At 64.4% G+C, this 26,591-nt stretch carries 26 protein-coding genes; 17 read left to right on the top strand and 9 right to left on the bottom strand.

From position 1 onward, the window contains the following. Positions 1 to 33 precede the first annotated feature (33 nt). A complete protein-coding gene (locus ACWEFV_RS07215) occupies positions 34 to 1,596 on the top strand; it encodes an APC family permease (RefSeq protein WP_450069634.1) in 1,563 nt (520 codons plus the stop codon). A gap of 15 nt (positions 1,597 to 1,611) precedes the next feature. On the opposite strand, the gene ACWEFV_RS07210 is transcribed toward ACWEFV_RS07215, so the two are convergent. Next, positions 1,612 to 2,355 carry a FadR/GntR family transcriptional regulator gene (locus ACWEFV_RS07210; protein ID WP_135451665.1) on the bottom strand — a complete coding sequence of 248 codons (744 nt, stop codon included), beginning with the start codon at positions 2,353 to 2,355 and terminating at the stop codon, positions 1,612 to 1,614. Between the two features lie 200 nt (positions 2,356 to 2,555). Between ACWEFV_RS07210 and ACWEFV_RS07205 the strand changes: the two genes are divergently transcribed. The 8 genes from ACWEFV_RS07205 (at position 2,556) to ACWEFV_RS07170 (ending at position 11,119) form a co-directional block, all read left to right on the top strand. Next, positions 2,556 to 3,278, top strand: coding sequence for an SDR family NAD(P)-dependent oxidoreductase (locus ACWEFV_RS07205; protein ID WP_450069633.1), 723 nt, complete (start codon positions 2,556 to 2,558; stop codon positions 3,276 to 3,278). Then, positions 3,275 to 4,543, top strand: coding sequence for a DUF1116 domain-containing protein (locus ACWEFV_RS07200; RefSeq protein ID WP_450069632.1), 1,269 nt, complete (start codon positions 3,275 to 3,277; stop codon positions 4,541 to 4,543). Before ACWEFV_RS07205 ends, ACWEFV_RS07200 begins: the two co-directional genes overlap by 4 nt. Then, complete coding sequence (locus tag ACWEFV_RS07195) at positions 4,540 to 5,298, top strand: SDR family NAD(P)-dependent oxidoreductase (RefSeq protein ID WP_450069631.1); 759 nt, start codon at positions 4,540 to 4,542, stop codon at positions 5,296 to 5,298. Before ACWEFV_RS07200 ends, ACWEFV_RS07195 begins: the two co-directional genes overlap by 4 nt. Positions 5,299 to 5,337: 39 nt before the next feature. Then, positions 5,338 to 6,291 (top strand): alpha/beta hydrolase, encoded by a 954-nt coding sequence (locus ACWEFV_RS07190; RefSeq protein ID WP_450069630.1) that lies wholly within the window; start codon positions 5,338 to 5,340, stop codon positions 6,289 to 6,291. Beyond that, a complete protein-coding gene (locus ACWEFV_RS07185; protein ID WP_450069629.1) occupies positions 6,288 to 7,028 on the top strand; it encodes an SDR family NAD(P)-dependent oxidoreductase in 741 nt (246 codons plus the stop codon). Before ACWEFV_RS07190 ends, ACWEFV_RS07185 begins: the two co-directional genes overlap by 4 nt. Before the next feature lie 150 nt (positions 7,029 to 7,178). After that, entirely contained in the window at positions 7,179 to 8,627 is a 1,449-nt protein-coding gene (locus tag ACWEFV_RS07180) for a flavin-containing monooxygenase (protein WP_286174570.1), read from the top strand. A gap of 114 nt (positions 8,628 to 8,741) precedes the next feature. Further along, on the top strand, positions 8,742 to 10,157 hold the full coding sequence (locus ACWEFV_RS07175; protein WP_450069628.1) for a glutamine synthetase family protein: 1,416 nt from the start codon (positions 8,742 to 8,744) through the stop codon (positions 10,155 to 10,157). After that, on the top strand, positions 10,154 to 11,119 hold the full coding sequence (locus tag ACWEFV_RS07170) for a hypothetical protein (RefSeq protein ID WP_450069627.1): 966 nt from the start codon (positions 10,154 to 10,156) through the stop codon (positions 11,117 to 11,119). Before ACWEFV_RS07175 ends, ACWEFV_RS07170 begins: the two co-directional genes overlap by 4 nt. A gap of 10 nt (positions 11,120 to 11,129) precedes the next feature. Here ACWEFV_RS07170 and ACWEFV_RS07165 read toward each other — a convergent pair whose 3' ends face one another. From ACWEFV_RS07165 to ACWEFV_RS07150, 4 genes are all read right to left on the bottom strand, one after another. Beyond that, positions 11,130 to 11,585, bottom strand: coding sequence for a hypothetical protein (locus ACWEFV_RS07165; protein ID WP_450069626.1), 456 nt, complete (start codon positions 11,583 to 11,585; stop codon positions 11,130 to 11,132). Positions 11,586 to 11,699: 114 nt separating this feature from the next. Next, entirely contained in the window at positions 11,700 to 13,532 is a 1,833-nt protein-coding gene (locus ACWEFV_RS07160; protein WP_450069625.1) for an alpha/beta hydrolase, read from the bottom strand. Positions 13,533 to 13,581: 49 nt separating this feature from the next. Continuing rightward, positions 13,582 to 13,881 (bottom strand): type VII secretion target, encoded by a 300-nt coding sequence (locus ACWEFV_RS07155; RefSeq protein WP_450069624.1) that lies wholly within the window; start codon positions 13,879 to 13,881, stop codon positions 13,582 to 13,584. A gap of 56 nt (positions 13,882 to 13,937) precedes the next feature. Further along, positions 13,938 to 14,828: a crotonase/enoyl-CoA hydratase family protein gene (locus ACWEFV_RS07150; RefSeq protein ID WP_450069623.1), complete on the bottom strand. Its 891-nt coding sequence runs from the start codon at positions 14,826 to 14,828 to the stop codon at positions 13,938 to 13,940. A 140-nt stretch (positions 14,829 to 14,968) separates the two neighbouring features. Here ACWEFV_RS07150 and ACWEFV_RS07145 point away from each other — a divergent pair, with 140 nt between their 5' ends. Further along, entirely contained in the window at positions 14,969 to 16,438 is a 1,470-nt protein-coding gene (locus ACWEFV_RS07145; RefSeq protein WP_450069622.1) for an amidase, read from the top strand. Positions 16,439 to 16,462: 24 nt separating this feature from the next. Here the strand turns inward: ACWEFV_RS07145 and ACWEFV_RS07140 are convergent, their stop codons facing one another. From ACWEFV_RS07140 to lysE, 3 genes are all read right to left on the bottom strand, one after another. Then, entirely contained in the window at positions 16,463 to 16,789 is a 327-nt protein-coding gene (locus ACWEFV_RS07140; RefSeq protein WP_135451676.1) for an MmcQ/YjbR family DNA-binding protein, read from the bottom strand. Between the two features lie 91 nt (positions 16,790 to 16,880). Beyond that, entirely contained in the window at positions 16,881 to 17,834 is a 954-nt protein-coding gene (locus ACWEFV_RS07135) for an alpha/beta fold hydrolase (RefSeq protein ID WP_450069757.1), read from the bottom strand. Between the two features lie 56 nt (positions 17,835 to 17,890). Beyond that, positions 17,891 to 18,490, bottom strand: coding sequence for an L-lysine exporter (gene lysE, locus ACWEFV_RS07130; protein ID WP_450069621.1), 600 nt, complete (start codon positions 18,488 to 18,490; stop codon positions 17,891 to 17,893). A 198-nt stretch (positions 18,491 to 18,688) separates the two neighbouring features. Here lysE and ACWEFV_RS07125 point away from each other — a divergent pair, with 198 nt between their 5' ends. After that, positions 18,689 to 19,459 (top strand): TSUP family transporter, encoded by a 771-nt coding sequence (locus ACWEFV_RS07125; RefSeq protein ID WP_450069620.1) that lies wholly within the window; start codon positions 18,689 to 18,691, stop codon positions 19,457 to 19,459. Between the two features lie 91 nt (positions 19,460 to 19,550). On the opposite strand, the gene ACWEFV_RS07120 is transcribed toward ACWEFV_RS07125, so the two are convergent. Further along, positions 19,551 to 20,150, bottom strand: a complete 600-nt coding sequence (locus ACWEFV_RS07120; protein ID WP_450069619.1) for a TetR/AcrR family transcriptional regulator — start codon at positions 20,148 to 20,150, stop codon at positions 19,551 to 19,553. 295 nt (positions 20,151 to 20,445) lie between these two features. Between ACWEFV_RS07120 and ACWEFV_RS07115 the strand changes: the two genes are divergently transcribed. The 6 genes from ACWEFV_RS07115 (at position 20,446) to ACWEFV_RS07090 (ending at position 26,586) form a co-directional block, all read left to right on the top strand. Continuing rightward, positions 20,446 to 21,678: an LLM class flavin-dependent oxidoreductase gene (locus tag ACWEFV_RS07115; protein ID WP_450069756.1), complete on the top strand. Its 1,233-nt coding sequence runs from the start codon at positions 20,446 to 20,448 to the stop codon at positions 21,676 to 21,678. Continuing rightward, complete coding sequence (locus tag ACWEFV_RS07110; RefSeq protein ID WP_450069618.1) at positions 21,675 to 22,538, top strand: enoyl-CoA hydratase/isomerase family protein; 864 nt, start codon at positions 21,675 to 21,677, stop codon at positions 22,536 to 22,538. The genes ACWEFV_RS07115 and ACWEFV_RS07110 overlap by 4 nt, the downstream gene beginning before the upstream one ends. 3 nt (positions 22,539 to 22,541) lie before the next feature. Then, positions 22,542 to 23,348 carry an enoyl-CoA hydratase/isomerase family protein gene (locus ACWEFV_RS07105; protein WP_450069617.1) on the top strand — a complete coding sequence of 269 codons (807 nt, stop codon included), beginning with the start codon at positions 22,542 to 22,544 and terminating at the stop codon, positions 23,346 to 23,348. A 79-nt stretch (positions 23,349 to 23,427) separates the two neighbouring features. Continuing rightward, a complete protein-coding gene (locus ACWEFV_RS07100) occupies positions 23,428 to 25,275 on the top strand; it encodes an AMP-dependent synthetase/ligase (RefSeq protein WP_450069616.1) in 1,848 nt (615 codons plus the stop codon). An 8-nt stretch (positions 25,276 to 25,283) separates the two neighbouring features. Beyond that, positions 25,284 to 26,039, top strand: coding sequence for a creatininase family protein (locus ACWEFV_RS07095; protein ID WP_450069615.1), 756 nt, complete (start codon positions 25,284 to 25,286; stop codon positions 26,037 to 26,039). Positions 26,040 to 26,064: 25 nt separating this feature from the next. Next, positions 26,065 to 26,586 carry a flavin reductase family protein gene (locus ACWEFV_RS07090; RefSeq protein ID WP_450069614.1) on the top strand — a complete coding sequence of 174 codons (522 nt, stop codon included), beginning with the start codon at positions 26,065 to 26,067 and terminating at the stop codon, positions 26,584 to 26,586. Positions 26,587 to 26,591 lie beyond the last annotated feature (5 nt).

The following is a 26,591-nucleotide window of genomic DNA, read 5'->3' as shown; positions in this document are numbered from 1 at the left end:
CAAATGCATCAGCGACGCGGAGAAGGGGTCGATGTGAACAGAGGCAAGAACCGCTCGGAGACAACGGGTTCGCAGGACGAAAGTCCCCACACACTGAAACGCGGCGCCATCGGCGTGGTCGGGGTGGTGTTCATGGTGGTGGCCTTCTCTGCACCCATCTCCGCGATGACAGCCAACCTTCCGGTTGCGGTGGGCTTCGGCAACGGGGCGGGGGCGCCGGCCGGCTTCATCATCGCCACCGTGGTGCTGACCATCTTCAGCGTCGGCTTCGTGGCGCTGGCTCGGCACATCACGGCTGCCGGCGCGTTCTACACGTTCGTCTCGCGGGGGTGGTCGCGCATCCCTGGTCTGGCTGCCGGTGTGATGTCGATGTTCGTCTACATGATCATGGAGGCGGGTGTCATCGGCGTATTCTCCGCATTCGCGCATCAGGCAGCCTCCCGGTTTCTGTCCGTGGACATCCCGTGGTGGTGGTTCGGCTTCATCGCGGTAGTGGCCATCGCGTTGCTATCCCATAAAGACGTGTCGTTGGCTGCCAAAGTTCTTGGGGTCGCATTGATCGCCGAGGTTGCCATCCTGACCGTCACCGCTGTATGCGGCCTGGTGCGGGGTAGCGGACCCGAATGGGGGTCGCTTGTGCCTACTGCGGCGCTGCATGCCAACGGGGTAATCGACGGTGCCGTCGGACTGGGGTTGCTGATGGCGTTTTGGTCTTGGGTGGGCTTCGAGGCTGCCGCGATCTACGGCGAGGAATCCACCGATCCCAAGCGCGTCGTGCCGAGGGCCACGCTGATCGCTGTCATCGGGATCGGCGTGTTCTACACGTTCATCGCGTGGGCAGTGATCAGCGCCAGCGGCCCGGCGCGATCGATCGAACTCGCCTCGGGGGATAGCCCATTCGAGCTGTTGTACACGCCGGCGCGCGAGTATGTCGGCAGTTGGGCGGTGACGGTTTTCGAGCTGCTGGTGCTCGGCGGCACCTTCGCGTGCGCGCTGGCCATCCACAATGCGGCCAGTCGATACTTGTTCGCCTTCGGCCGTGATCGTCTGCTGTGGCGCAAACTCGGGGCTGCGCATCCGCGGCACGGCTCACCGTGGATCGCCTCGCTTGTACAGTCGACGTTCACGGCGTTGTTGCTGGTCATCGCCATCGCGACGAAGTCAGATCCTTACCTGATCTTGTTCACTCTGGTGGCGATCCTGGCCACACTGTGTCTGCTGGTCGTGCAGACCATGTGCTCGATCTCGACCGTGGTCTACTTCCACGTCAAGAAACAGCATCCCGAGACGGCCAGCTGGTGGCGGACCCTACTATCCCCGATCATCGGTGGGCTCGGCATGATGTTCGTGATCTACCTGATGGCCACCAATATGGCCACCGCGGCGGGAGCCGCCGCCGAATCGCCACTGTTCAAGGCGATTCCATGGATCGTGGTGGCACTCCTGCTCGGCTCCATGGGAGTCGCCTGGTACCTGCGTAATGCAAAGCCGCTGGTGTACGAGCGCATCGGCAGGACAGTGTTCGACGACGACGATGCCGCCGGCGACCGGGACGGCGGGGTCAGGGACCGGCCGATCGTGCTCGCGACCGAGTGAGACGGATAGCGCTGACTAGCGCCGGCGCAACCACGATTCGAGGGTGTGGCGCGTCGAGTTGATGTGCTCGGTCATCATGGCGGCGGCGCGGTCCTCATCGCGATCCTCGATCGCGTCGACAATCACATCGTGGTAGTCGTTGGCGTTCGGTTCGATGTGGTGGAAGATCGCACCGACCGGCAGCCACATCGCCCGACGGGCTTGGACGACTGCATCGAAGAAGTACTCGTTGCGGCAGGATTCGGCAATTTTGAGGTGAAAGGCCGAGTCCAGTGATTGCCACTCGGTGACCAGATGCGGTGAATCGTCGTCCCCCTGTGCCCGGGCGATATGTGCGTCCATAGCGGCCAGCATCTTGCGCAGCTGGGTGACATCGGCGGCTCGGCGCCGTTGGGCGGCCAGTCGGGCCGCGCCAGATTCGACCACAACGCGGTAGTCGAAAGCATTGCCCAGTGAGGCGCGATTCTCGCGCAACGCCCGCCGGGCGGCAGCGTCGTCCCGGCGCGGCGCCAGGGCGGTAACACCGCCATTGCGTCCGCGGCGCACAGAGACCAGGCCTTCCCGGTCGAGAATGGTCATTGCCGCACGTAGCACGGTGCGGGAGACGTCGAGCATCTCTGTCAGTTCACGTTCGGCCGGAAGCTTGTCGCCCGGCTTGAACCGGCCGAGTTCCAAGGCTCGGCGGATCTGCTCAACGACCAGTTCGTGGGCGGGGATCTGCCGTACGCGGGTCAGTTCTATGCCTACCGGGCTTGTCATCTCCGGGCCTCCTTTCTGTCTTCTACCTCGACTTTATCCGACGGCATGCGGCAAAACCGCATTTGAACTACTCAATGGACCACATCGTTGCGGGCTGCTCTCTTCGGTAGGTCCGAGCGATAAGGGCTAAAGAGTTGACCTTTAGCTGTTTAAAGCGCAGACTGATCCCCAACCCCGAGCGCATCTAGAGAGGAGATGAGATGGGAGACAAGGTCATCGTCACCGGCGGAGCCGGTGTCATCGGCCGCGCAATCTGTCGGCGACTGGTCGAGAGTGGCTACCAGCCGATCGCGGCGGACGTTCCTAATGCATTGCAGGGCACAGAGTTAGGCTCTGAACAGATTGGCACGGTGGCGATGGATGTTTCCGACCGTGGCAGTGTGGCTGAGGCGGTGGGTTCGGTGATCGCCGATGGTGAGACGGTGGCCGGTTTGGTGAATTGCGCTGGCATCCTGCGTGATTCGTTTCTCGGTGAGCTTGATGAGGCGAAGCTGGAGTTGATGTTCCAGGTGAACATCGCCGGGATGGCCCGGGTGACCGATGTGGTGGCCCCGCTGCTGACCCGGGGCAGCGCGATCGTCAACATCGGCAGCCTGACGGGCCACTTCGGCCGGTTCCGCGGGGCCTCGGTGTACGGCGCCACCAAAGCCGGCATCGCCGCCTACACGCGTTACCTGGCCGAGGAGCTGGCTCCGCGGGGAATCCGGGTCAACAACATCGCCCCGGGGGTGATCCGCGCCCCGATGAGCCCGTCGATGGCGCGGGTGTCTGGCGGTGAGGAGGTCAGCGCGGGTTACGCGATGCTCAAGCGCATCGGGGAACCCGAGGAGGTGGCCGAGGCGGTCGAGTTCATGCTGTCCCCGCGGGCCTCCTTCATCACCGCCCAGACCCTGCTGGTCGACGGCGGCGTGGTGGCCTGGTGAGCACCGAACTCGACACCACCACCGTGGACGTGGACGCCGCCAACGCCGAGGCGTTCGCCCGCCTGGATGCCGCCGATCCCTGGGTGATCGACGTGGCGCCGGCCCGGGAGGTACTGCCCGGCTTTCGCGACAACCTGGTGCTGACCTCGGGTGCACCGATGCCGTGGTCGGCCTATACCGGCGGGCAGCGCGAGGCCCTGATCGGTGGCGCCCTGTTCGAGGGGCTGGCCACCGATCGCGAGGACGCCATCGCCAAGTTCGACACCGGGGTGATCGAAGTGGGGGCGTGTCACGACTACGCCGCGGTCGGTTCGCTGGCCGGCATCTACACCGCGTCCATGCCGGTGTTCGTGGTGGTGAACCGGACCCACGGCAATCTGGGTTTCTGCAACTTCTACGAGGGCAAGGAACCCCGGCGGCTCAATTACGGTTGCTACGACGACGGGGTGCGCGACCGGCTTCGTCACGTCAACGAGGTGCTGGCCCCGGTGGTCGGCGACGCGATCCGCCGCCGGGGCGGTATAGCGCTCAAACCGCTGATCGCCCGGGCGCTGCGGATGGGCGATGAGGTGCACAGCCGCAACGCGGCCGCCTCGATCCTGTTCAACCGGGAGATCCTGCCCGCCGTGCTGGACATGGTCGACCAGAAGGTCGCCGGGGTGCGCGAGACCATGCTGCACCTGGCCGAGAACGACTACTTCTTCCTGCGGTTGTCGATGGCAGCGGCCAAGGCCTCCGCGGACGCCATGGCGGTGCCCGGTTCCACCCTGGTCTCGGCGATGGCGTTTTCCTGCCGCGGTTTCGCGATCAAGCTGGCCGGATTGGGCGACACCTGGTTCGAGGGCCCGCCGCCGATTCATCAGGGCAAGCTGTTCGACGGCCACACCGAAGACGAGATCACGTGGATGGGTGGGGAATCGCCGATCACCGAGACCATCGGGCTGGGTGGTTTCGCTCAGGCCTGCGCACTGTCGCTGCAGGAGTACCAGGGCGGTTCGCCCGAGGTGATGATCGAGCGCAACCGTGAGATGTATGCCATCACCCACGGGGACAACAGCAGCTACCGGATCCCGGTGTTCTCGTTCCGGGGCACCCCGACCGGGATCGACGCGCGCAAGGTGCTTTCGACCGGGGTGCTGCCGGTGATGGACGTCGGGCTGGCCGGGCGCGACGGCGGCCAGATCGGCGCCGGGGTGATCCGCGCGCCACGGGAATGCTTCGCCGACGCCATGGCCGAGCACACACGCAGGTTCGGTGCCTCATGAACGTGCGATCGACGACGTTGACCTACAGCGGCGAGCACGCCGTGGTCACCGGTGCCGCATCGGGCATCGGCGCCGCCACGGTCGACCTGCTCGCGCGCGCCGGAATCCGAACGCTGGCAATGGATCTGCGGGAGCCGCAGCCGGCGTCCGCAGACACGCTTGTGGTGAGGGAAGCGGTCGACGTGCGCGACGCCGCAGCGGTGCGAGCGGCGCTGTGGCGAGCCTTTCCGGAGGGGCGGCTGAACTATCTGGTCAACTGCGCCGGTATCCCGGCACACACCGGGTTTCGTGGCGTCGACGCCGATCAGTGGCGGTCGGTTCTGGACGTCAACCTGGTCGGTGCCTACAACGTGATCGATGCGAGCACGCAGCTGCTGGAAACCGGTGACCCGGCCGCCATCGTCAATATCACCTCGATGGAGGCCAGCCGGGTCATCGCGCTGACCAATCCAGACCCCAATCCGCATTACGCCGCGTCGAAGGCCGCGCTTGCGATGTTGACCCGCACCGCAGCCAGAGCGCTGGGCCCACATATCCGGGTCAACAGCATCGCCCCGGGATTCGTGGCCACCCCGATGGCCGCAGAGCACGGGGACACCTCGACGCTCCCACCCCAGTTGTCGGCACGAACGGTGGCCGGAAGGTGGGCTCAGTCCGCTGAAATCGCCTCCGCCGTCGGCTTTCTCCTCAGCGACCAGGCCTCCTACATCACCGGCACCGAGCTGTGTGTCGATGGGGGACTGGCACTGACTTGAGCCGTGCCGACACCAGAACAGAAAGGAAGCACCAATCCCATGCCCATCGATCCGGTAGCACAGAAAATGCTCGATGACGCCCGCGCCTCGGGCCGTCCCAATGCACACCTGTTGCCTGTTGCCATCGCCCGCGAGAACTTCGAAGCGGCATTCGCCGGGCTGAGCAAGCCCGCCATCGCGCGTGTCGTCGATGTGACGATCCCGACGCGCGACGGTGACCAGATCCGTGGCCGGATGTATCTCCCCGATTCCGGGGGCGATCTCCCGCTGACCGTGTACTACCACGGCGGCGGCTGGCTGATGGGCAGCATCGACTCCCACGACGTCACGACCAGACTGCTGGCCAACGCTGCCGGCTCGGCTGTGCTGTCGGTGGAGTATCGGCGCGGGCCCGAACACCGATTCCCGGTCGCCGTCGATGACGCGGTTGACGCACTGCTGTGGGCCGTTGGCGCACCTACCGTCGCGGACCTGGGGGTCGACACTCGGCGGCTCGCGGTCGCCGGGGACAGCGCCGGCGGAAACCTGGCCTGCGCGGTCGCGATCCACGCCAGGGACACCGAGCTGATCCCCGCCCTGCGCCATCAGCTGCTGGTGTACCCGGCATCGACGACAGATCTCACGATCGGGTTCGACGATCAATACCAAGGCGTGATGCTCGAACGCGACGAATGTCTATGGCACCAAAGCAATTACCTAACATCTCCTGAGGACCACTCGGACCCACGGATGACGCTGCTCAATGCCGATCTGTCGGGCCTGCCCGAGGCCACCGTCATCCTCGCCGAGTGCGATCCGATCAAGCCGCAAGGATTACTGCTGGCGGAGGCCTTGGCTACCGCAGGCGTGCCGACGGTCAACCGTGAGTACGCCGGCATGATCCACGGATTCTTCGGGCTCGACGAGATTTTCCCGCTCGCGACCGACGCCATGCAGCTCGCTGGTGAGCGCCTGGCCCGAGCTCTGCGACCGAGCATCGGTGCGCCGGCATGAGGCGCACAGCGCTCGTCACCGGAGCGAACGGCGGCATCGGCAGCGCGATCGTGGCCAGGCTGCGGGCCGACGGCGTCCGAGTCGTGGCGACCGATGTCGCCCCGCTGGCGGCTCCCGAGCTTGACTCCGAGGTCACCTACGTTTCCATGGATTTGCTCGCCACCGGCTCGGCGTACGATCCGCTGTTCACCACCATCGGCGAAACCGGCCTGGACTATCTGGTGAATGCCGCGGGCTTGGCATTCTTCGACCGCGACGGATCGATATTCGACATCAACGACGATGAGGCCTGGCAGTTGACCATGGGAGTCAACCTGCACGCGTTGCGCCGTCTCACTGTCGCCGCGTTGCCGCACCTGCGCAAGGGACGAGGCAAGAGCATCGTCAACATCGCCAGCCTGGCCGGTCTGCGCACCATGGACTCGCCGCTGGACGCCTATCAGGCGAGCAAGGCCGCCGTGGTGTCGCTGTCGCGCGCGATGGCGGTCCGGCTCGCACCCGAGGGAATTCGGTGCAATGCCGTATGCCCCGGGGCGATTCTCACACCGATGATCTCCCCGATCTACGAACGCTCACCGGAACGCCGCACAGACATGGAACGACGAACACCCTTGGGCCGTTTGGGAATGCCGGACGACGTGGCGAATGCCACGGCATTCCTGTTGTCGGATGAAGCGGCATTCGTCACCGCAACCGAACTCGTCGTCGATGGCGGATGGTCGGCCCAGCTCAGATAGCCCGGACAGGGCCTCAACCCATCCTGGGCAGCGCCGTTGAAGGACCGAGAACAAGCCCCCAATAACCAGGCGATCCGGAATCCGGTAGCCGACAACAACAATCGAAGGCAGGTGATCTGCATGAATGCGGACCGAACTTTCCGTCCCCGAGTGGCAGTCATCGGTGCCGGTTTCAGCGGGATCGCGGCGGCAGTCGCGCTCAAGAAGCGTGGCATCGACGACTTCGTGATCTTCGAACGGTCCCCCGGCCTCGGCGGGACTTGGCGACACAACACCTATCCCGGGGCCGAGGTGGACCTCGAATCCCACATTTACTCGTTCTCGTTCGAACGCTACGACTGGACCCGTACCCACGCCGGTTGGAGCGAGTTGCTCGGCTACCTGCACTATGTGGCCAACAAGTGGAATCTCGTCCCGCACATGCGGTTCAGCGAGGAGGTCCAGCACGTACGGTGGTCGGACGAACGGCAGGACTACACCGTGTCGACGGCGTCGCAGGTTGATCACGGGCGGTTCGACCATGTCATCAGCGCGGTGGGGTTCCTCAATACCCCGGCGAAGCCGCCATTCGTCCGGGAGGAGCACGACTTCGGCGGTCCGATCTGCCACACCTCGGAGTGGCGGGACGGTTTGGACATGGCCGGCAAGTCGGTCGGGATCCTCGGCACCGGCTCGTCAGCGGTTCAGGTTGTCACCGAGGCCGAGAAGGTGGCCTCGGCGGTGACGGTGTTCCAAATCGAGCCGAACTGGATGCTGCCGAAAGAAGCCCGGGATTTCACTCCGTTCGAGCGTCGACTCAACAAACTCGCACCGGTCTACGCGTATCGGCGGCTGCGGCTGTGGCTGCGCTACGACCTGCGTCAGCACCTTGCCCGCCACGCCCGGGAAGACCGCCATCTCAACAGAAAGCGCCGCACGGCTGCCCTGGCCTACCTGCACCACGAGATGGCCGATCGCCCGGATCTGCTGGACGTGCTGACACCGGACTTCCCCATGGAGGGCCGCCGAACGGTGATCAGCGACACCTACTACCAGGCTCTCAAGAGCCCGACGGTCAGGCTGGTGCCCCATGCGGTGAAGGGACTGTCGGCCGGCGGTGCCGTCGACGCCAATGGCGAGGAGCACCAACTCGACATGATCGTGCTCGCCACCGGGTTCCAGGCGCACAAGTACCTGAGCACCTATCAGGTCTCCGGCGAGAACGGCGCCGACCTGCATGACACCTGGACCGACGGCGCCGAGGCCTTCCTCGGCATGATGGTGCCCGGTTTCCCGAACTTCTTCATCATGTTCGGACCCAACACCAACGTCGTTCCGCTCGTGGCGTTCTACGAGGCACAGGCCAACTTCGCTGCAGCCGCGATCGCCGAAGCGGCCCGCGAAGGTAAGCGGCGCATCGAGGTCCGCCGGTCGGCCTTCTACATCTACAACGACTGGGCGCAGAACCGCCTGGCGAAGACGGTCTGGGCCGTCACCGAGAGCTACTTCCGGGCCGGCGCCAACCGCACGGGCAAGGTGATTTCGCAGTGGCCGGCGAGCCCGAGTACGTACATCCTGGCGGCCAAACTGCTACGCAGGATTGCGCTTTCGAGGTCGTGATGAAAACCAGGATGCATCATGCTGCTGCGTTCCTGTGCTCGAAAAGGCAACCTTGACTCGACCCAGTAAAAGCAATATAAAATGGACCAATAGCTGTTTAGTTTGGAGATCAACATGGCAGTTCACACCAACCATTCGCTCGCCGCCGAGGGCCTCAGTGTCAACGGTGTTCCGAAACTTCACGGCATCTGGTCGTTGCAAGCACTGCGAGAGGCCGTCGACGCGGGCCGAATTACCAAGGTCTTCCTGGCGGCCGCTGACAATATCGGGCGGCCGCTGGGTGAACACCTTCCCGCGCGCCGTTTCCTCGAGCATATTGACGACTACACGGCATTTCGCATCCCGTTGATGGTCTGGCAGCTTGACATCGAGCAAGACCTCAACCCCGACCTGGAACATGTTGGTGGACTCAGCAACGGCGGCCCGGACTGCTATCTGAAACCCGACCTGAGCACGCTGCGGGTCTTGCCGTGGATGACCGACACCGCGTTCGTGATCTGCGATCCTGTGCTCGCCGATGGCACGCTGCTCGAGATTGCGCCCCGGCAGGTCCTCAAGCGTCAGCTGGCCCGATTGGCTGAGCATGGAGCCACGGTCCAGTGTGCCTCCGAACTCGAGTTCCACCTCTTCGAGCAGAGCTACGAGGACGGATGGCGGTCCCGCTACCAGGAGCTGTCCCCGGCATCTCGATACCAGGGTGCATACGATCCCCTGGTAGCGATCTCCAACGAAGTGTTCATCGACGCCGTGGTTGAACAGATGGAGCAGGCCGGCGTTCCCATCGAGGCATTGTCCTGCGAATACGGGCTGGGGCAGCAGGAGATCAACCTGACCCACACTGACGCGCTGGAGATGGCCGACCGCCACTTCATCTACAAGTTCGGTGTCAAGGCGATCGCGACGCGGATGGGCAAGTCCGCCACGTTTATGGCCAAATGGGACGCCGCGGGAATGGGGAGTTCATGCCATATCCACACCAGTCTGTGGTCCGCTGACGGCTCAACCCCTCTGGGGGACAGCGAGCTATTCGAAGGCTTCCTTGCCGGTTTGGTTGGGGCTGCGCGAGAGATGTGTCTGCTTTACGCGCCAAATCTGAACTCATACAGGCGCTTCCAACCCAATTCGTTCGCTCCGACCACCGTCGCCTGTGGCAACGACAACCGTACGCTGTCATTCCGATTGGTTGGCCAGGGTCCGCATCGCCGCGTGGAGAACCGAATTCCGGGGGCGGACGTCAACCCTTACGTGGCTATCGCTGCCGCCGTCGCTGTTGGCGTCGACGGAATCGAGCGTCGGCTGCCTTTGCCCGAACTCATCGACGGCGACGGCTACGCACGTACCGACCTGCCTCAGCTACCGACATCGCTACCCGAGGCGATAGATCTGTTCGCGAGCAGTGACACCGCCAAGTCTTCGCTCGGGGCCGAGGTACACGGTCACCTGTTGACTGTCGGTCGCGGCGAAATGAACGCCTTCCTCACCCAGACAGTGACCGACTGGGAACGGCATCGCTACTTCGAGCGCACATGAGCCGCGCAGTCGTCCACAGCGAACTGCTAGGCCACCTGGTCAGAGCCGACGGTCGACTGGAACAAGGACGGTCCAGCTACGCACGGGCACAGGAGGCGCTGTCCTCGGCCGATTTCACCGCGGCCGAGGAGTACGGGCGCATCACCATCCAGGAGGCGCAGGAGGCCTACGACCTGTTCGGTGTATGGCTGACCGAGATCCCGCGTGTCTTGGTCTCTCATGGTGTTGCGCCCGCGGCAGTTCACCCCGCGTCCGGCCGGGGGGAACTCGACGACGGCTGGCGCAGCTACGTCAGCCTGATCGACGCGTTCGCCCAAGCATGTCAGCGGTGCGATTCCGACGCGGCGCGGGACCTGCTGGCCCGCGCTCGCGGTGTCTGGCAGGAACATCACGATGCGGCCTGCGATGCCATCTGCGGACTGTTCGATCTCGCGTCAAACGCACTCGGTGAAGCGTTTATCGGCGACCTCTGGAACAGCTTGCTGTCGGAGATGTACGAGCGGTCCGCGCGGATCTACCATCCGGATGCCATGGTGTGGGAGCAGTCAACAGAGCGTCTGCTACTCGACATCTTCGAGGCGACCCGCGGCCATCTCACCGGTCCAGACCGCGACGGCTCGTTCTCGATCATCGAGGAGCACGACCGCTGGGTCATCACCTTCGCCCCATGCGGATCGGGCGGGCGCACCTACGAAACCGATTCCGGTGCAGCGCGGTTCGCGGTGACCACCCGACGGCACGATTGGGCGTGGAACACCGTCGGCGTGTGTCTGTACTGCGCACACTGCTGCCAGCTGCAGCAACGTGCCCCCATCGAGCGACTGGGCTTTCCGCTGCGGGTGATCAGCCCGCCGATCCAGGGGCAGGGGAGTCCCGTCTGCACCTGGTCGATATACAAAGACCGTGCTGCCATCCCGGACGAGGCCTACACGACAGTGGGATTCGCGCCGCCTGAGGATTGAACCCGGCACATCATCCCGAGGCGAGTTCTCCCTTGATGTCTTCGGACAATGAGTTCGTCTGGTTGGTTCGGTGGTCGAAGTTGTCGCGGCACTCGCCCAAGACGTCGACGCTCACGTGGGCAACGGGTGGCTTGCCGGGCTTGGGTGGTGGTATCACCCACACACTCACATCGACCCCGTCGCGCTTGAATGTGGTGGCGTGGGAATGAAAGTCGGGATCGACTTGCCAGCCGTGCTCGCGCAACCGGTCCAGTACGGAGTCAGCAGTGACCTCGCGGGTCCGGTCGGCGCCGGGCATCCACAGCCCCATACTGCTGTGGCCCTGGAACGGTGGTTTGCCGTAGTCGTTGCAGGAGTCGTAACCGAACTTCGCGTCAGCCACCTCGGCGCCGAGATCGGCAATGACCTGACGGGACACATCGATGACCTGGCGGCGCGCCTCTTCGGGGGAAATTGGATTACGCACGGTGCCCGAGCACCCCACCAGGCAGAGCAGTCCCGCTAGCGTTCCGGCGATTCGTACCCATGCAAGTCTCAATGGTCGTTGCCCTGTTTCTCTCGGTCGTCATGGCTGACCACCTCAGTGATAGTGGTCGTTGTTGGATTTGTGCACCAGTTCCGGATCGAACCCCACCTTTGGTGGTACGCCCGGGATCGGGAACGGCAACCCGGGAGTCTGCACGCGGTGAGGAGCTGTCATCCCGTGCTGTTGGAGGTCGTTCCCGTGTCCGGACACGATGTCGGCGATGCTGAACAGCGACTCCGATCCCTTCTTGAAGTACGAGGTGTGCTCATCGAGCACGTCACGCGGGTCGAGGTTGATACCGGCTACCTCGGCGTGGAATCGGGTAGACCCGTACCCGTCCATGGCGGGGTCGTTGCCGAGGCCGACTCCAGGGATGTTGAGGTGTTCGCGACCCAGCCCTGTCACGAAGTCGGTCGATGCCGCGCCTACAAACAGGTGGCCGTCGGGCGGTAGGTGGAAATCGGCTGCCGACTGGGCCAGATCTGTTCCGGGGCAACCGACGAGGACGATGTCGTCTGCGCGCATCCCGTAGCCGGCCGCGGCGTCGGCGACTGTCGTCGACCCGTATGAGTGACCGATGACGGTGGTGTGCGCGGGGTTTCCTTCGTGTGTCACGGCGAGTGCGTTGACGTCGGGGGCCAGCAGCTGCGCGCCGTCACGGGCCATGAATGGCTCGGCGACCCCGATGGCGTTGGTGTCCAGGTCTACGTCCAGGTCCGGGGCGTTGTAGCCCATCCATTGGACGACGGCTGTCGAGTTGTTCGGATCCGCTTTGTTCGCCTCGTTGTAGACGTTGACCCCGGTCTCGTCGGACAACGTTCCGCCGGCCACCGAGGTGGTCAGGCCGGACACCATCACGGTGGTATTGGCCGCGGTGTCGGGGTTACCGATCGCGATCGCCGCCGCGCCTTCACCGTCGAATGCCTCGGGGTCGTACTTCATCAGCAGGATTTCGGGCGTATTGCGGTTGGCGTCTTTGGCATTGTCTGCGTCGGCCTTCAAGGCCTCGGCAACCTTGACGGCATTGTTGTAGCGGGTCATCATCTGCCCGGCCATGCCGTATTTTTCGGGGTGGGCCAGGACTTCGTCTTTCGTTACACCGCGAGCTTTGGCCACCTCGTCGGGACGATTGAGATCCTGCATCAGGATCGACAGGTTGGCCTGGCTACGGTCTTGGATCGGAACGCCGTTGAGGTTGCCCAACTTCTCCGGCCAATCATCGAGCAGTTGCCGCCGCTTCTCGGGCGGCAGCGAGTCCCACCATTTGTTGACCTCCTCGGCACTCTTGCCGACCGGGATCTCGGCGCCGGTGTCATATGGCGGCGCTTGTGGGAGACCGCCGGGCCCGAAGTTCTGCGGTGCGGAATTCAGCCCACCGACAGCGGTGCGAAGGCTCTGGTTGAGCTGTCGGTCGGCGGCGTCGAAGTTGGCCAACTGTGTCTTGAGGCCCACCGAGTGCGTGGCGGCCAGCTGCTCAAGCTTCGTGGCGATGGCCGGACTCATCTTCGCGTGCGCATCCAGCATGCTTCCGGGACGTACCGACACCGTGCCGTCGGGTGCGACCTGCCAGCCCTGAGCCTTCAACTGGTCGACCGTCCCGAGCAGACTCGTGCGGGTCTGAGTCAGGGCGGTGCCGCCCTCTTGCATGACGGATTGAGCCCGGTTCAGAGCGTCGTGAATCTGTTGCATGCGCGCCAAAGTTGGTTGCGCTTTCGCGATCGCCGCATCAGAGGCAGTGCCCTGCCAACCTGACCGTAAACCGTCGATGTTGGCGCGGTGACTATCGATCTGGGCGGCCAAACCCGTTGCCTTCTGGCCAAGTTCGGTAGCGGATGCGGTCAGCGTCTCGGGGTGCGATCCCTGAACCTGCGGAATTGTCACCGTCACGACGTGAGTCTCAGGGCGGATGCGGCTGGTCGTGGCGCTGAGCGGGGGTTCATTGGGCGAACCTGCGTAAGCGACGCCCGAACTCCTCGTCCATGCGGTGGTAGCGATCGGCCGCTGTCGACAGGTTGTCGGAGTGCTTGGTCAGGTCTTCGTGGACCGCGTTCAGCGCGGTATCCACCAGGGAGCTGGCGAACTGACACGCGCCTTCACTGAGCAGACCAGACACCCCGGAGCTGGCACTATGCAGCGACTGGCCTGCGGCCAGACCTGAGACAAACTCACCCACGTCAGCCTGAGCGCGCGCGACATTGCGCAGCGAGTCTGGATTGACACGCAACGCCCCACCCATGGACAAGAGTCTAAATCCGCCAGCAACGCTTCAATCGCACCTCTTTAGGAGGGGGATCAGTCGCGGGCTTCCCCGCCGGCGGTCCACTCCTCATAGAACGGCGGCATATCGGAAGCCCGCCCGGAGAACTGCGGTGGCCGCTTGTCGAGGAAGGCACGCACGCCGTCGTGGCCGTCACCGATGCTGGTGTAGAACATCGCCAATGAATCCACCCGGTGTGCGTCGACCGGGTGCGGCTCGGCGGAATTCCGGTAGAGCATCTGCCGCATGAGGGCGACCGAGATCGATGAGCGGTCGCGCGTCCAGGCGTCGGCCAGCGCTCGGGCCTCGGCGATCAACGCGTCCGGTTCGTGGACGGCCTGCGCCAGCCCGATCTCGCGGGCCGCGTCTGCGGTGAGAATGTCGGAGCGGTACACCAGGTCCAAAGCTGTTGGCATGCCGACGATCCGGGGCAGGAACCAGGTCGAACACGCTTCCGGGGTGATGCCGAGCTTCCCGAAGACCAGCCCGAAGCGGGCCTTCGTGGACATGAGCCGGGCGTCCATGGCCAGCGTCATCGTCGCGCCGATCCCGACGGCGGCCCCGTTGATGGCGGCGATCACCGGCTTGCGGCAGGCGTAGATCGCCAGGGTCACCCGGCCGCCGGTATCCCTGACCCGCCGAAGCTCGGGGTCGTCGAGGTCGGCCATGTCGGCCAGGCTGGGTGACTTCGTCTCGTCGAGGCCGAACACATTGCCCTCGCTCGACAGGTCCATGCCGGCGCAGAACGCCCGGCCCTCGCCGGTCACGATGACGGCACGTACCGCGTCGTCGTCGTTGACCGACACGAAGGTGCGCTCCAACTCGTCGGCCATCTCGACGGTGAAGGCATTGAGGTTCTCCGGGCGATCGAGGACGACGGTGAGGATCCCGTCGTCGAGCTCGTGCCGGATCGTCGTGAAGTCCACGGATGCTCCTCCTCGGGTCGGTTTGGTACCCAGCTTGCCCAAGTCGGATTCTTCGGCAGCGTCGACCCCTCACGGCGGGTCCGATGTTCCTCGCCGGCGGTAGAGCACCGCGCAACGTCAACGGGGTCTACGTTCGTGGGATGGACTTCGACGAGTACCGTGCGCACGACGCCACATCCTTGGCGAAACTGGTTGCTGACAAGCGGGTTTCGGCGGCGGAGCTGCTCGCCGCGGCCCGGGGACGGGCAGCGGCGGTAAACCCGAAGATCAACGCCATCGTGCGCGACGTTCCGGCTTCGCCGTCGGACGATCTGACCGGTCCGTTCGCCGGGGTCCCGTTCCTGATCAAGGATCTGGCGCAGGACTACGCCGGTTTGCCCACCTCGGCTGGTTCACGTGCGCTCATGTCGCTGAACGCCACCGAGCACGCCACGGTCGTACAGCGCTGGATCGACGCCGGCCTGGTCATCTTCGGGAAAACCAACACCCCCGAGTTCGGGGCGAAGGGAATCACCGAGCCTGAGGTCTGGGGGCCGGCCCGGAACCCGTGGGATCTGGCAAGGTCGCCGGGCGGCAGTTCGGGAGGATCTGCGGCCGCCGTTGCAGCGGGCATCGTGCCCTGCGCCGGCGCCAATGACGGCGGCGGATCGATACGCATTCCGGCGGCCAGTTGCGGACTTGTCGGGCTGAAGCCGGGCCGTGGGCTGACGCCGTCGGGTCCGGCGACCGGGGAATCCATGCACGGCGCGGCCGTTCAAGGCGTCGTCTCCCGGACGGTTCGCGACACCGCGGCGATGCTCGACGTCCTCAGCGGCGGCGAACCATGGGGGCCGTACGTGCCGGGCCTGCCCGCTGAGCCGTTCGCGTCGTGTGTGGGGGCGGATCCCGGAAAACTGCGGATCGGGCTGCGGGTGCCGACGGCGATCAACCCGGCGCCCCACCCCGAGGCGTTCGCAGCCGTCGAGGCAACGGCTGCCGTGCTGACCGAACTCGGCCACCATGTCGAGGAACTGCCTCAAGCGCCCTTCGACGACGCCGCGCTTGCTCGCGACTTCCTGCTGACCTGGTTCGTCTACAGCGCATGGGAGGTCGCCGAGGCCAAACGGCTGACCGGCGCGGGTGACGCCTCATTCGAACGTGACACGCTCATCATGGCGGCGCTCGGTCGCTCCGCGAGCAGTGTCGACTATCTGGATGCGGTGCAGCGGCGCCACGAACACACGCGGCGGCTGAGCACCTTCTTCGAGTCCTACGACCTGCTGTTGACGCCCAGCTTGGCCACCCTGCCTCCGCGGATCGGCGAGTTCGATCTGCCGGTGGTGCTGCAGCGTGCCGCCGATGCGCTGATCAAGACCCGTACCGCAAGCATGTTGCGCTACACCAAGATCGTCGACGACATGGTGGACAAGAACCTGGGCTGGGTGCCCTACACGCAACTGGCGAACATCACTGGCCGCCCGGCGATCTCGCTACCCGTGCACTGGACGGCAGAAGGTCTGCCGCTCGGCGTGCAGTTCGTCGCGCCGCTTGCCGGTGAAGCGCTGCTGCTCAAGCTGGGGGCCCAGCTCGAGCAGGCGATGCCCTGGGCCGGTCGGTTCGCCCCAGTCTGAGCCGGTGCGCCCGGCAGCACGTAGCTACTCGGTCAGCTGGCTGGGCGCGGCTTGCCGCCAGGAGTCGAGCAGAATATCGCGGAGCTCTCGCCGATCCTCCAGCTCAGCCAACCGGACCCGCACCCAGGACGAGGCGGCCTCGTGTTGGGGGACCCAGAATTTGTGCGGTTCGGCGGCGATCAGTTCCTCACGGTCAAACCGGGGGCAGCGCACCGCAAATGAGGTCTCGTCGTCGGGGACGGTGACGAACATCTTGCCCGCCACGTCGAATGTCGGATGGCCCCAGCGCTCCTTCTCGGTGGTCTCGGGGAAAGAGAGTGCGATGCTGCGCACATCGTCAGCGTCGAGCACGGGTATCGGACCTCCGATCGCGCATGGGTATCCGCTCCGGCAGCCTACCGGGGGGCCATGACGTGACAGACACCTCGGCGGGGCAACCCGCTCAGGTGATCGACCAGAACTCCAGCAGGGTCCGGATCGTCGCCACCAGCGGCAGGGGCTGATCCAGCATGGGGTGGTGACCGGCCTCGGCGAGTTCTACGAATGGGCCGCGCAGTTGCAGCATCGAGCGAATCTGGTCGGCCATCGGTGGCGGGACCACTCCGCGTTCGCAACGCAAATACCCAACCCGGCAAGGGATTCGGGCAAAGGCTTTCTCCAGGATCTCCTCATCGGCGGACGTTTCGTCGAGCAGGTGGCCGCCGAAGATATCGGGGTCGAACTTCCACACCCACCCGTCGTCGGTGTTGCGTATCGATTCCACGGCGATGTGGTGACCGATGTAGGGCAGCGTCACGTCCTGCTTCGGCACGGCCCTGAATCGTGCCAGGATGTCTTCCTCGGATGGGTATCCGGCCGTGTCCCGGCGACGGTTGCGTAGTGGCACTTCCTCCGGTGCGCGGTCGCGCAGCGGCGAATCGATGACCAGGATGCTGTCGATCTGCGAGCCGTAGCGGGTGGCGGCCGAGGCGCCCACCCAGCCGCCCATGCTGTGACCGACGATGGTGGGCCGCGCCGAGGATCCCGAGGCTTCCGCCGCCGCGAGAACTTCCCGGGCCCAGATCGACAGTGCGTATTCGGTGCGCGTTCCGCTGTCGCCATGCCCGCTCAGATCAGGCGCGATGACCCGATGGGTGCGGGCGAAGAACGGAGCGATGTGATCCCACCAGCCGGAGTGGGCTCCACCGCCATGGACGAACGCGAGCGGGGGCTTGTCCGGGTTACCCCAGGTGCGCACATGAATCGGGCACCCGTCGACGTCGATCGTGGAGTGCTCTGGTGCCTGTCCCAGCGCGGAGGTGAACCAGGCTGGAGCGTCCGCCATGGGATGCGGCGCCGGGGGCGGTTCACGGCGGAACATGGGACTCACCTCGTAATTCTGTCGCATGCCCAGAATCCGATCGACACTTGCCCGACGAATTCTGACCGCGCCGAGGTGACGGCGACCGGTGCTCAGGACACCGCGAGGCTGACGCCGAGCGCGATCATCATCACGGCGATGACGCCATCGAGGATGCGCCAGGTCATCGGGGTGGCGAACAGTCCGGCCAGCCGTCGCGCACCCAGGCCGAGGCCGGTGAACCACACCGCGCTCGCGGCCACCGCGCCGGCGCCGAAGAGCCACCGCTGCTCCCGGTGTTCGTTGGCCAGTGAGCCGAGCAGCACCACGGTGTCCAGGTACACGTGGGGGTTCAGCCAGGTCAGCGCCAGGCAGGTGACCAGCACCTCGGCCAGTCGGGCCGGGGTGCGCTCGGCCGGGGTGAGGGTCGAGGGCCGGAAGGCGCGGCGTGCGGCGAGGACGCCGTAGCCGATCAGGAAGGCCGCGCCCCCGAACTTCGCCACCGTCATGGCGTCGGGATGCGCGGTGATCAGAGCACCGACGCCGGCGATGCCCGCGGCGATCAGGATCAGGTCGGAGACGGTGCACACCGCGATCACGGCGACGATGTGCTCGCCACGGATGCCTTGACGCAACACGAAGGCGTTCTGCGCGCCGATCGCGGCGATCAACGCCATGGTGGTGAGGAATCCGACGAGGACGGGTGAAGCCATGCGTTTGAGGCTATGGACGTGCGGTGATCAAGTACAGCTAATGATTCTTAGTCAAGATTAGGAGAATTTATCTCTGTTCGGGCCACAGACGTCACGCCGTCTGAATGATGGTTCCAATCCCGTGCTGTCGGTCGCCGTTCTCGATGGCGCATTGCCATTTGAGATGGCGCAACTTGGCGCGTGGGCCAAGAACCCTGATTGGTCCACCTTTGCTGCGATGCCACGGCGGCTGTCTGTGATCGGTACGCCAGCATCCAACGTTCGCTCGAATGGGGCAGGCGCGTCGTTTGTTCTCACCCGCCGGTCCACCGCAGCCTGAATGCCGCGTTAGACCTGGCGACTGGAAAGGGCATCGGCTCGCTGCGCCCCGTCGCCGCAACCAGGAGTTCTTGGCGTTTCTCACAAAGACCGACGCCGAAGTGCGAGATCCTTGCGAGCCTGCGCGGGAAGCGTGCCCTGCTGGCACTGCTGGCGATGGGCGGGATAGTGGGCGGCCTGGCCGCGCGATTCGCGCCCGCCGAACTCGGGCAGTGGGCGTTCGTGGCGTACCTGGGTATAACACTCATGGATGCCGTCGTCCGGCCGGGTTTCGTCCGCCCCGTCGGGGTGGCCACTCAACGCCGCACTATTCGAGCCGGATACGGGCTCCCGGTTGGCGCTGTTGCCGCGTTCCTCGGAGTGGGTGGCAGCGTGCTTACCGTCCCGTTGCTGCGTCGAGCCGGCCATTCCATGGAATCGGCGACAGCTCTTGCGAATCCGATGACGCTGGCCATCACGGCACCCGCCGTTGTGCCGCTGATCGCATCGGTGGATGTCACCTCTGCGGCCGCGCTGCTGCTGGGTGCGACACCCGTGGTGGTTGTGCTGCGGCGCTATGGGATCACGATCCCCGACATCGTCCACGCCCGTGCCTATGTTGGGCTGATCGGCACAGTATGCGTAGCGATGACACTGGCTGCGCTGTACTAACGCACCAAGAGTCGAACGGTTCGGTGAGCCATCCCTGACGGTGCCGAAGTGGAATCCCTACGCGAGTATCTGGCCGGGCGCGGCCGCCACGTCATTCGTCGCCAGGCGAGGTGAGTGCCGTGATCGCTGCGGTCGACATCGTCTTGACGATCGACTCGTGGTCGAGGCCCTTGTTGAGAGTCGCTACGGAATTGAGCATTGAGAACACTGCATGGGTGAGTAGCCGAACCTCTGGCTCGGACAGGTCAGGCCGCAATGCTGCGACGATGGAAATCCATTCCTCGGCATAGAGATTCATCTCGCGTCGGATTCGCCGCCGGTCCTTCTCCGGTAAGGCGTGTTCGTTCTTCATGAAGACAAGCGTCGTCGGAGCTGAGGTCACCACGCTCCTGATGTGGAAGTCGACCAAGATCTCCAGTGCCGCCCGCGGATCGGGCTCCGCTTCCGCCGTTTCCCTGGCGAACCGGTGCAGAGCCGCCAAGGGACTCTCCACGACGGCGATCAAGAGGGCCTGCTTATTCTCGAAGTGGTTGTAGAGGCCCGGCCCGGAAATTCCGGCCGCTGTGCAGATCATGTCCACAGTCACTCCGTCGTAGGAGTTTCGCAAGAACAGGTCGGCGGCCACCTTGAGCAAGACATCCCGGCGTGAAGTGCCGGCGGACGGCTCGTGCGCGGCAGCGTCAGTGGTCATGGCAAACAACGATAGCCACGGTGCCAGGCGCCGCCGAGTCCGGGAGCGATCGAGAGGCGCGCACGAGGAGGCCACGTTGCACCTCCGCTCGCCGGACGGCTGGGCAAGGCGACATTAATGATCGTTAATATCTCGTAACCAGCGTCGGCCAGGCGTCATGGGCCGACGGAACCGTGGCCGCACCGCCAGGTTCCCTTATATTGCCAGTTAAACAGGGTTCCAATGGCCGCCTAGGGCGGACTTGAAACTCGATCGAAGTTCCGCGTTGACAACCGCGGCGCCGCGTCTTACGTTAATGATCGTTCACCTAGTGGAAAGTGGTGTGAATATGCGGTTCATTTTCATGAGCGAAGGCGAGACGGTCCCGGGGCATACCCATGAGCACCGCTACCGCGAGCTCGTGGACGAGGTCCTACTTGCGGAGGAGGTGGGGTTCGACGCGTTCGGAACGTCTGAGCAGCACGTCGCGATCGGCACGGCGACAACCTCCGCACCTGAGGTCATCTATCCCTACCTGATGGCGCTGACCAAGCGCATCCGATTCATGCACTTGGTCACCCTCTTGCCTACGCGCATCAACCATGCCCTTCGCGTTGCCGAACGGTTGGCAACCGAGGACATCCTGTCCAGCGGCCGAGTGGAACTCGGAGTGGGGCGGGGAAACACGACACTTGCGCTGCGCGCCTTCGAAGTTGAACCAAGCGAGAACAAGGCTCAGCTGATAGAAGGGCTGGAGGTCATCCGCCGGGCTCTGCACAATGACGTGTTCTCCTATGTTGGCGAGCACTACAAGATTCCGCCGCGAAGCTTGGTGCCCAAGGCAATTCAACAGCCATATCCCCCCATCTCGATGGCGGCCGGCAGTCCCGAGTCGGTTCGCAAGGCCGCCGAGCTCGGCATCGGGGCTATCGTCGGTGGTTTTTACCTCGGCTTCGAGTTTGTCGAGAGCATGTTGCGCATCTACGACGATGCCCTCGACGGAGCTACGCATGCCTATCCGCTCCAAGCGCAGAAGCTCGTCGCGGTCGGAGGCGGAATGCACTGTGCCGAGACCCGTGAGGAAGCCCTCAAGTGGGCGCGGAATCTGAAAGAGACTGTGGCGCTTTCGACCGACGCGTATGAGCGCCTGTCCAAGTTGTCGGCCGACTATCAGTACATGGGCGCGGTACGGAACGTCGACTTCAACGACGAGCGATACATGTTCGAGGAATCGTCCGGATTCATCGTGGGCGATCCGGATGACTGTGCGGCACAAGTGCAGCGATTCGCCGACCTTGGCGCAGACGCCATCGTCATGAGAATCGATGGACTCCCACACAGAGAGCTGATGAAGTCGATCGAGCTCTTCGGCAAGTACGTCATCCCCAGGTTCAAGAACCCACGGGCCGTGGTGCGCCCCGCTGACGCGGTTCTGGCCGACATCCGCACGGCCCGGCCCGCTCATTATGCGGAGCTCGAAGCGTTCGAAGAGTCCAAATCCCAGTCGAATTCCCATAAGAATGTTGTCAAGGTAGGAGAGACACGATGAGCAAATTGGCCGCTGATGACATCTTCAGCCGCTACCCCGAGGAGATCCTGATCGAACGCAGGCCCAATGGTGTTCTGCTCATCACGATCAACAGACCCGACCGGCTCAATGCGTTGACGATGCCGATGTTCGATCATCTTTCGGACATCTGGGTGGAGGTCGACCGAGACCCGGAAACGCGGGTTGCCGTCGTCACCGGCGCGGGCCGTGGCTTCTGCACGGGCATGGACGTACGCCAGCCAGAGCCCACGCTGGATGAAGCGGTGGCGCTCATGGAGGGCGAGCGCAAACGGATTACGGCCATCCTCAACATGGACAAGCCGCTCATCTCGGCGATCAACGGTCCCGCGGTTGGCTGGGGGTTGTCGATGGCGCTTCTGGCTGACATCAGCGTCGCTGCCGAGGATGCACTGCTTCGAGACGGGCACACCCGTGTCGGTGTGGTCGCCGGTGACCATTCCTCGCTCATCTGGCCGTTGCTCGTGGGGATGGCCAAGACGAAGTATTACCAGTTGACTTCGGCGAGTATGACCGGCATCGAAGCTGAACGAATCGGCTTGGTGAGTCTCGCTGTACCGAGGGAGAATGTGCTGGATCGCGCCCTCGAGATCGCCGACGAACTTGCGCAGGGCTCGCAGCAGGCGATCCGCTGGACAAAGCGGTCCCTGAACACCGGATGGCTCACCAATGCCCTTCCGCAGCACGAGCTTTCCGCGGCGCTGGAGGTCATCGGATTCGCGAGTGCAGACTACTTCGAGGCCCGGCAGGCCTTCCGCGAAGGCCGTCCGCCGGAGTATCCGTCCGCACGCGGCGAAGGGCACTCTGTCCTGGGACCGCAACCGGCGAACGTAGCCAGGTGACCTATGAGCGCACTCGCGACCGGCCAGTCCCCCACTCTCGACACCGCTGACCACGATGGCGTTCTGGTGGTCGCGTTGGACAGGCCACCGGCAAATGCGATGAACCGCCAGCTCATCCACGATCTTGTCGGCCTGTTCGAGCAGCTCCGCGCCAGGCCGGACGCACCACCGATCGTCCTCACCGGTAAGGGAGCGCGGTTCTTCAGCGGCGGAGGCGACATCAAAGAGCTGGAGGGTGCGCTCGCTGGCGAGATAGAGATTCGAATGAGGGAATTCCACGCACTACTCGTGGCGATGGATCGCTACCCGCGTCCGGTGGTCAGCGCGATCAATGGGCACTGTGTTGGCGGCGGTATGGAGGTCGCACTCTTTTCGGACAGTGCGTTGGCCGTCAACTCGGCGCGGTTCGGGTTTCCGGAGATCAATCACGGACTGCTACCGGCGGACAAGGGGATCCAACGAGCCAACCGGGTGCTCGGTGTGCGCGTTACCCGGCGAATCATCCTGTCGGGTGAGCTTTTCGACGCACAGCACGCTCTCGACATCGGCCTCATCGACGAACTCGTCGCCGGTCCCGAGGAGCTGATCCCCGCGGCCGTCGCAATGGCGCGCGCCGCCGGCTCGAAGGCTCCGGTGCTCTATGGTGCCTTGAAGGGCAGCGTCAACGCTGCGGACGACGTGCGCGATGAGGCGTCCCTGCAACGCACGCTGAAGGCCGCTGCCGATTATTTCGACGACCCGGCCGCACGAGAGTTGCGGCAACGGTGGAGTGGCCGAAGGGCTCCCGCGGCCAAGGCGCAGTCGTGTTGACCGAGGAACTGGACTGACTATGAAGATGCAGAACACACGGGCATCGACCTCGTCGTCGACGGGATGTACGGAGGTGCCGATGTTGGACACCCTGACGGAGTTCGACGCCGTGAATCGAACTTTCGCTCAGATGCTGTGCGACCGCGCTGAGCGTGAACCTGACGTGATCGCGTATTGCAGCTGGGGAAACGGGGCAGCCCACCCGACCACATGGCGCGAATATCTCGAGCAGGTCCGGGAGGTTGCGCTCGGTTTGCATGATCTGGGTGCCGTGCCAGGCGACCGGATCGCCATCGTGTCGTCTACTCGCCACGAGTGGGTCGTGGCCGCACTGGCGATACTCAGTCTCGGCGGTGTCCCCGTGGGCGTGTACCCCACGAGCTCGGTCGCCGAAGTCAAACAGGCACTGGAGAGTTCCGAGGCCACAGTCGTTTTCGCGGAGAACGTGGCAGATGTCGCGAAAATTGCCGCGATATCGGCCGAGCTGCCACGACTGCGTGCGACGATCGGGTTCGACACCAAACCGCAGGGCCTTTCGGATTCTGTGCGGGCGGTGCACTGGGGAGAACTCCGCCATCGCGGTCGATCCCGCGGGGCGACCGAACCCGAGCTGTTCGCGGCGCTGGTTGAGGCGGGCGATATCGATCAGCCCGCGGCCCTGTTCTACACGTCGGGGTCTACCGGTGCGCCGAAAGGTGTGATCCACACGCACCGTACGCTGCAGTACTCGGTGCTCGCCTTCGCCATGTCGTACCCAGAGGTCGGCAGGATCAGGCACGACCTCGTTGCGTTTCTCGGCCTCTCGCATGTTGCACCCGCGTTGATCGGCGTATTCACCCCGATCATGTCTCGCCTCGTCATTACTTACTGCACCATGGAGCAACGTCTGGACGCGCTCGTCGGTGTGCGACCGACAGCGGTCCTGTGGCCACCGCGAATGCACGAGAAGTTGGCCGGCGAGGTGTTACAGCAGCTTTCGGAGTCTGGCGCCGCCTTCCGACTGCGGTACGCGATAGCGATGCGGATTGCTCGCAAAGTAAGCGAGATGCGCTGGAGGGATCAGGACGTCCCGTGGTATTTCAACTATCCGTACAACGTGTGCCTCCGTCGGGTGTTCCTTCCCCTGCGCGCAAAGGTTGGCATGGACCGCATCAGGGTCGCCTGGACTGCTTCGGGCAGCATGTCCCCCGAGGTAGCGGCGTTGTGGCAGATGTGGGGACTCGACCTTCGTGAGCTCTTCGGTACGACAGAGACCTGCGGATCGGTTCTTGCCCAGTGGGATCGCGCATTCCCGCCGCCCGGAACAATCGGGAAAACCATGCCCGACCCACGGTGGAAGGCGCGCGTATCTGGAGAGGGAGAGCTGCAGCTGCGCAGCCCCTGCCTCTTCAGCGGTTACCTCGACGACTCCGAGGCGACGGCCGCCGCGATGGACCACGGCTGGTACCGCACAGGCGATTTGGTGGAGATGGACCCCGATGGGGAAGTGCGGATCATCGGCAGAATCAAAGATGTCCTCAAGACCAGCGGCGGAAAAACTGTCAGCCCTCAACCGATCGAGCTCCGACTCAAGGCCAGTCCACTCATTGATGACGCGATTGTCGTCGGTGAAGGACGCAAGTATCTGACCGTACTGGTCGGCGTGAGTGCGGAGGCGCGGGCGATGCCCACGGCTGACCGAGATGCCGCGCTTGCCACATGGATCGACGAAGTCAATTCTGAGCTCTCAAGGCCGCTGCAATTGAAGAAGTTCCGCGTCCTGCCACGGCTGCTCTCGGCCGCGGACGGCGAGTTGACTCTCAAGGGCACCATACGGCGGTCTGCAATCCTCGCGTCTTTCCGCGACCTTGTCGATGAGATGTACGACGCCGGTGAGCAGGGGGAGATTGCCCGCCAGGCGCGGTTCGCCGGCGGCGATCTGAAGTAGGTGAATCGTTGAACGAGGTTCGGATCGAGTTCATGACAAGCGCCGAGATCAGCGCGGCGATCTCGGAAGGAGCACGCACAGCGGTTCTCCCGCTGGGAGCGGTCGAACAGCACGGTGGGCACCTACCGCTGTCGATGGATGCCGATCATGCCGACGAGCTCGCGGTGCGGGTCGCGCGCCATCTCGGGGGCGCGCTGGTTCTGCCGACCGTGCGTGTGGGGTACTCACCGCACCACCTCGGATTCACCGGCACCCTGTCGCTTCGCGCGTCCACGCTGGAATCGGTGTGCGAAGACTACTGTCGGCACCTCGCCAACGATGGCTTCGAACGAATCGTCATGTTCTCCGGGCATATCGGGAACCATCCCGTGATGCGTGACTTCGAGGTGCGACTCACGGCGGCACTCGCGCCGCTGACAGTCATCGTCTTCTCCGATACCGAGGCCATCTTGAACGCGTGGCGACGGGCGGCGGACAGCGTGGCATCTTTGGGCGCCAACGTGGGAGGGCACGCTGACATCGCAGAGACGTCGGTGATGCTGGCCCTTCACCCACAGAAGGTCCGCACCGACCGGTTCGTCCGGGGCTACACCGGCAAGGTGGACCAGCAGCTACTCGATCGGGCATTTCAGGACGGAATCGGAGCAGTCTCCGCCAACGGGGTTCTGGGTGACCCAGAAGGCGCCTCGGAACGGCTCGGGGAGGCGTGCCTCGACGCGGTCATCTCCCTTATTGCCGACTACGCCCGCGCCCGGGGCGCATGACATCCACGAGAACGGAGTGCAAGCGATGACTACCCTCGATCCCGTTTCTACCGGGAACTCTGACCGGGATATGGCGCAACTGCGTAAGCTTTACGGTCGTTATCCAACTGGCGTCGCTGCGGTGTGCGCACTGCGTGATGGACAACCGGTCGGGATTGTTGCCACCTCGTTCACCCCGGTATCCATCGATCCGGCGTTGGTGTCGATCTGCGTGCAGCACACGTCGACGACCTGGCCGCATCTGGCTGACGGATGCCATCTCGGCGTCTCCGTCCTGGAATCGCGGCAAGAGGCCGCGTGTCGGCAGATTGCGGCGAAGAATGTGGATCGATTTGCCGGAGTGTCCTGGTTCGCCACCGAATCCGACGCGGTGCTGCTGTCGGATGCGGTGGCCCAACTCGACTGCGAGATCTCTACGACCGTTTCCGCCGGTGACCATGATGTGGTCATTCTCGAAGTCAAGGCCGCTGCGGCGGACCTCGACGCATCGCCGCTTCTCTTTCACGACAGCCGATTTCGAACGTTCGCGGTCGGACATGACTCATGACGGCG

The sequence above is a fragment of the Mycobacterium sp. NPDC004974 genome, assembly GCF_053600815.1.
The sequence above is the reverse complement of the archived record's forward strand: the minus strand, read 5'-3'. Positions and strand labels throughout refer to the sequence as shown.

Bases quoted from the DNA above. Each gene is read 5' to 3' on its own strand.
- ACWEFV_RS07195 (WP_450069631.1), top strand. From the start codon at position 4,540: ATGAACGTGCGATCGACGACGTTGACCTACAGCGGCGAGCACGCCGTG.
- ACWEFV_RS07155 (WP_450069624.1), bottom strand. From the start codon at position 13,881: ATGGGTGGGGCGTTGCGTGTCAATCCAGACTCGCTGCGCAATGTCGCG.
- ACWEFV_RS07120 (WP_450069619.1), bottom strand. From the start codon at position 20,150: ATGACCACTGACGCTGCCGCGCACGAGCCGTCCGCCGGCACTTCACGC.
- ACWEFV_RS07210 (WP_135451665.1), bottom strand. From the start codon at position 2,355: ATGACAAGCCCGGTAGGCATAGAACTGACCCGCGTACGGCAGATCCCC.
- ACWEFV_RS07100 (WP_450069616.1), top strand. From the start codon at position 23,428: ATGTTGGACACCCTGACGGAGTTCGACGCCGTGAATCGAACTTTCGCT.
- ACWEFV_RS07115 (WP_450069756.1), top strand. From the start codon at position 20,446: ATGATCGTTCACCTAGTGGAAAGTGGTGTGAATATGCGGTTCATTTTC.
- ACWEFV_RS07175 (WP_450069628.1), top strand. From the start codon at position 8,742: ATGGCAGTTCACACCAACCATTCGCTCGCCGCCGAGGGCCTCAGTGTC.
- ACWEFV_RS07105 (WP_450069617.1), top strand. From the start codon at position 22,542: ATGAGCGCACTCGCGACCGGCCAGTCCCCCACTCTCGACACCGCTGAC.
- ACWEFV_RS07090 (WP_450069614.1), top strand. From the start codon at position 26,065: ATGACTACCCTCGATCCCGTTTCTACCGGGAACTCTGACCGGGATATG.
- lysE (WP_450069621.1), bottom strand. From the start codon at position 18,490: ATGGCTTCACCCGTCCTCGTCGGATTCCTCACCACCATGGCGTTGATC.
- ACWEFV_RS07185 (WP_450069629.1), top strand. From the start codon at position 6,288: ATGAGGCGCACAGCGCTCGTCACCGGAGCGAACGGCGGCATCGGCAGC.
- ACWEFV_RS07170 (WP_450069627.1), top strand. From the start codon at position 10,154: ATGAGCCGCGCAGTCGTCCACAGCGAACTGCTAGGCCACCTGGTCAGA.
- ACWEFV_RS07205 (WP_450069633.1), top strand. From the start codon at position 2,556: ATGGGAGACAAGGTCATCGTCACCGGCGGAGCCGGTGTCATCGGCCGC.
- ACWEFV_RS07110 (WP_450069618.1), top strand. From the start codon at position 21,675: ATGAGCAAATTGGCCGCTGATGACATCTTCAGCCGCTACCCCGAGGAG.
- ACWEFV_RS07190 (WP_450069630.1), top strand. From the start codon at position 5,338: ATGCCCATCGATCCGGTAGCACAGAAAATGCTCGATGACGCCCGCGCC.
- ACWEFV_RS07145 (WP_450069622.1), top strand. From the start codon at position 14,969: ATGGACTTCGACGAGTACCGTGCGCACGACGCCACATCCTTGGCGAAA.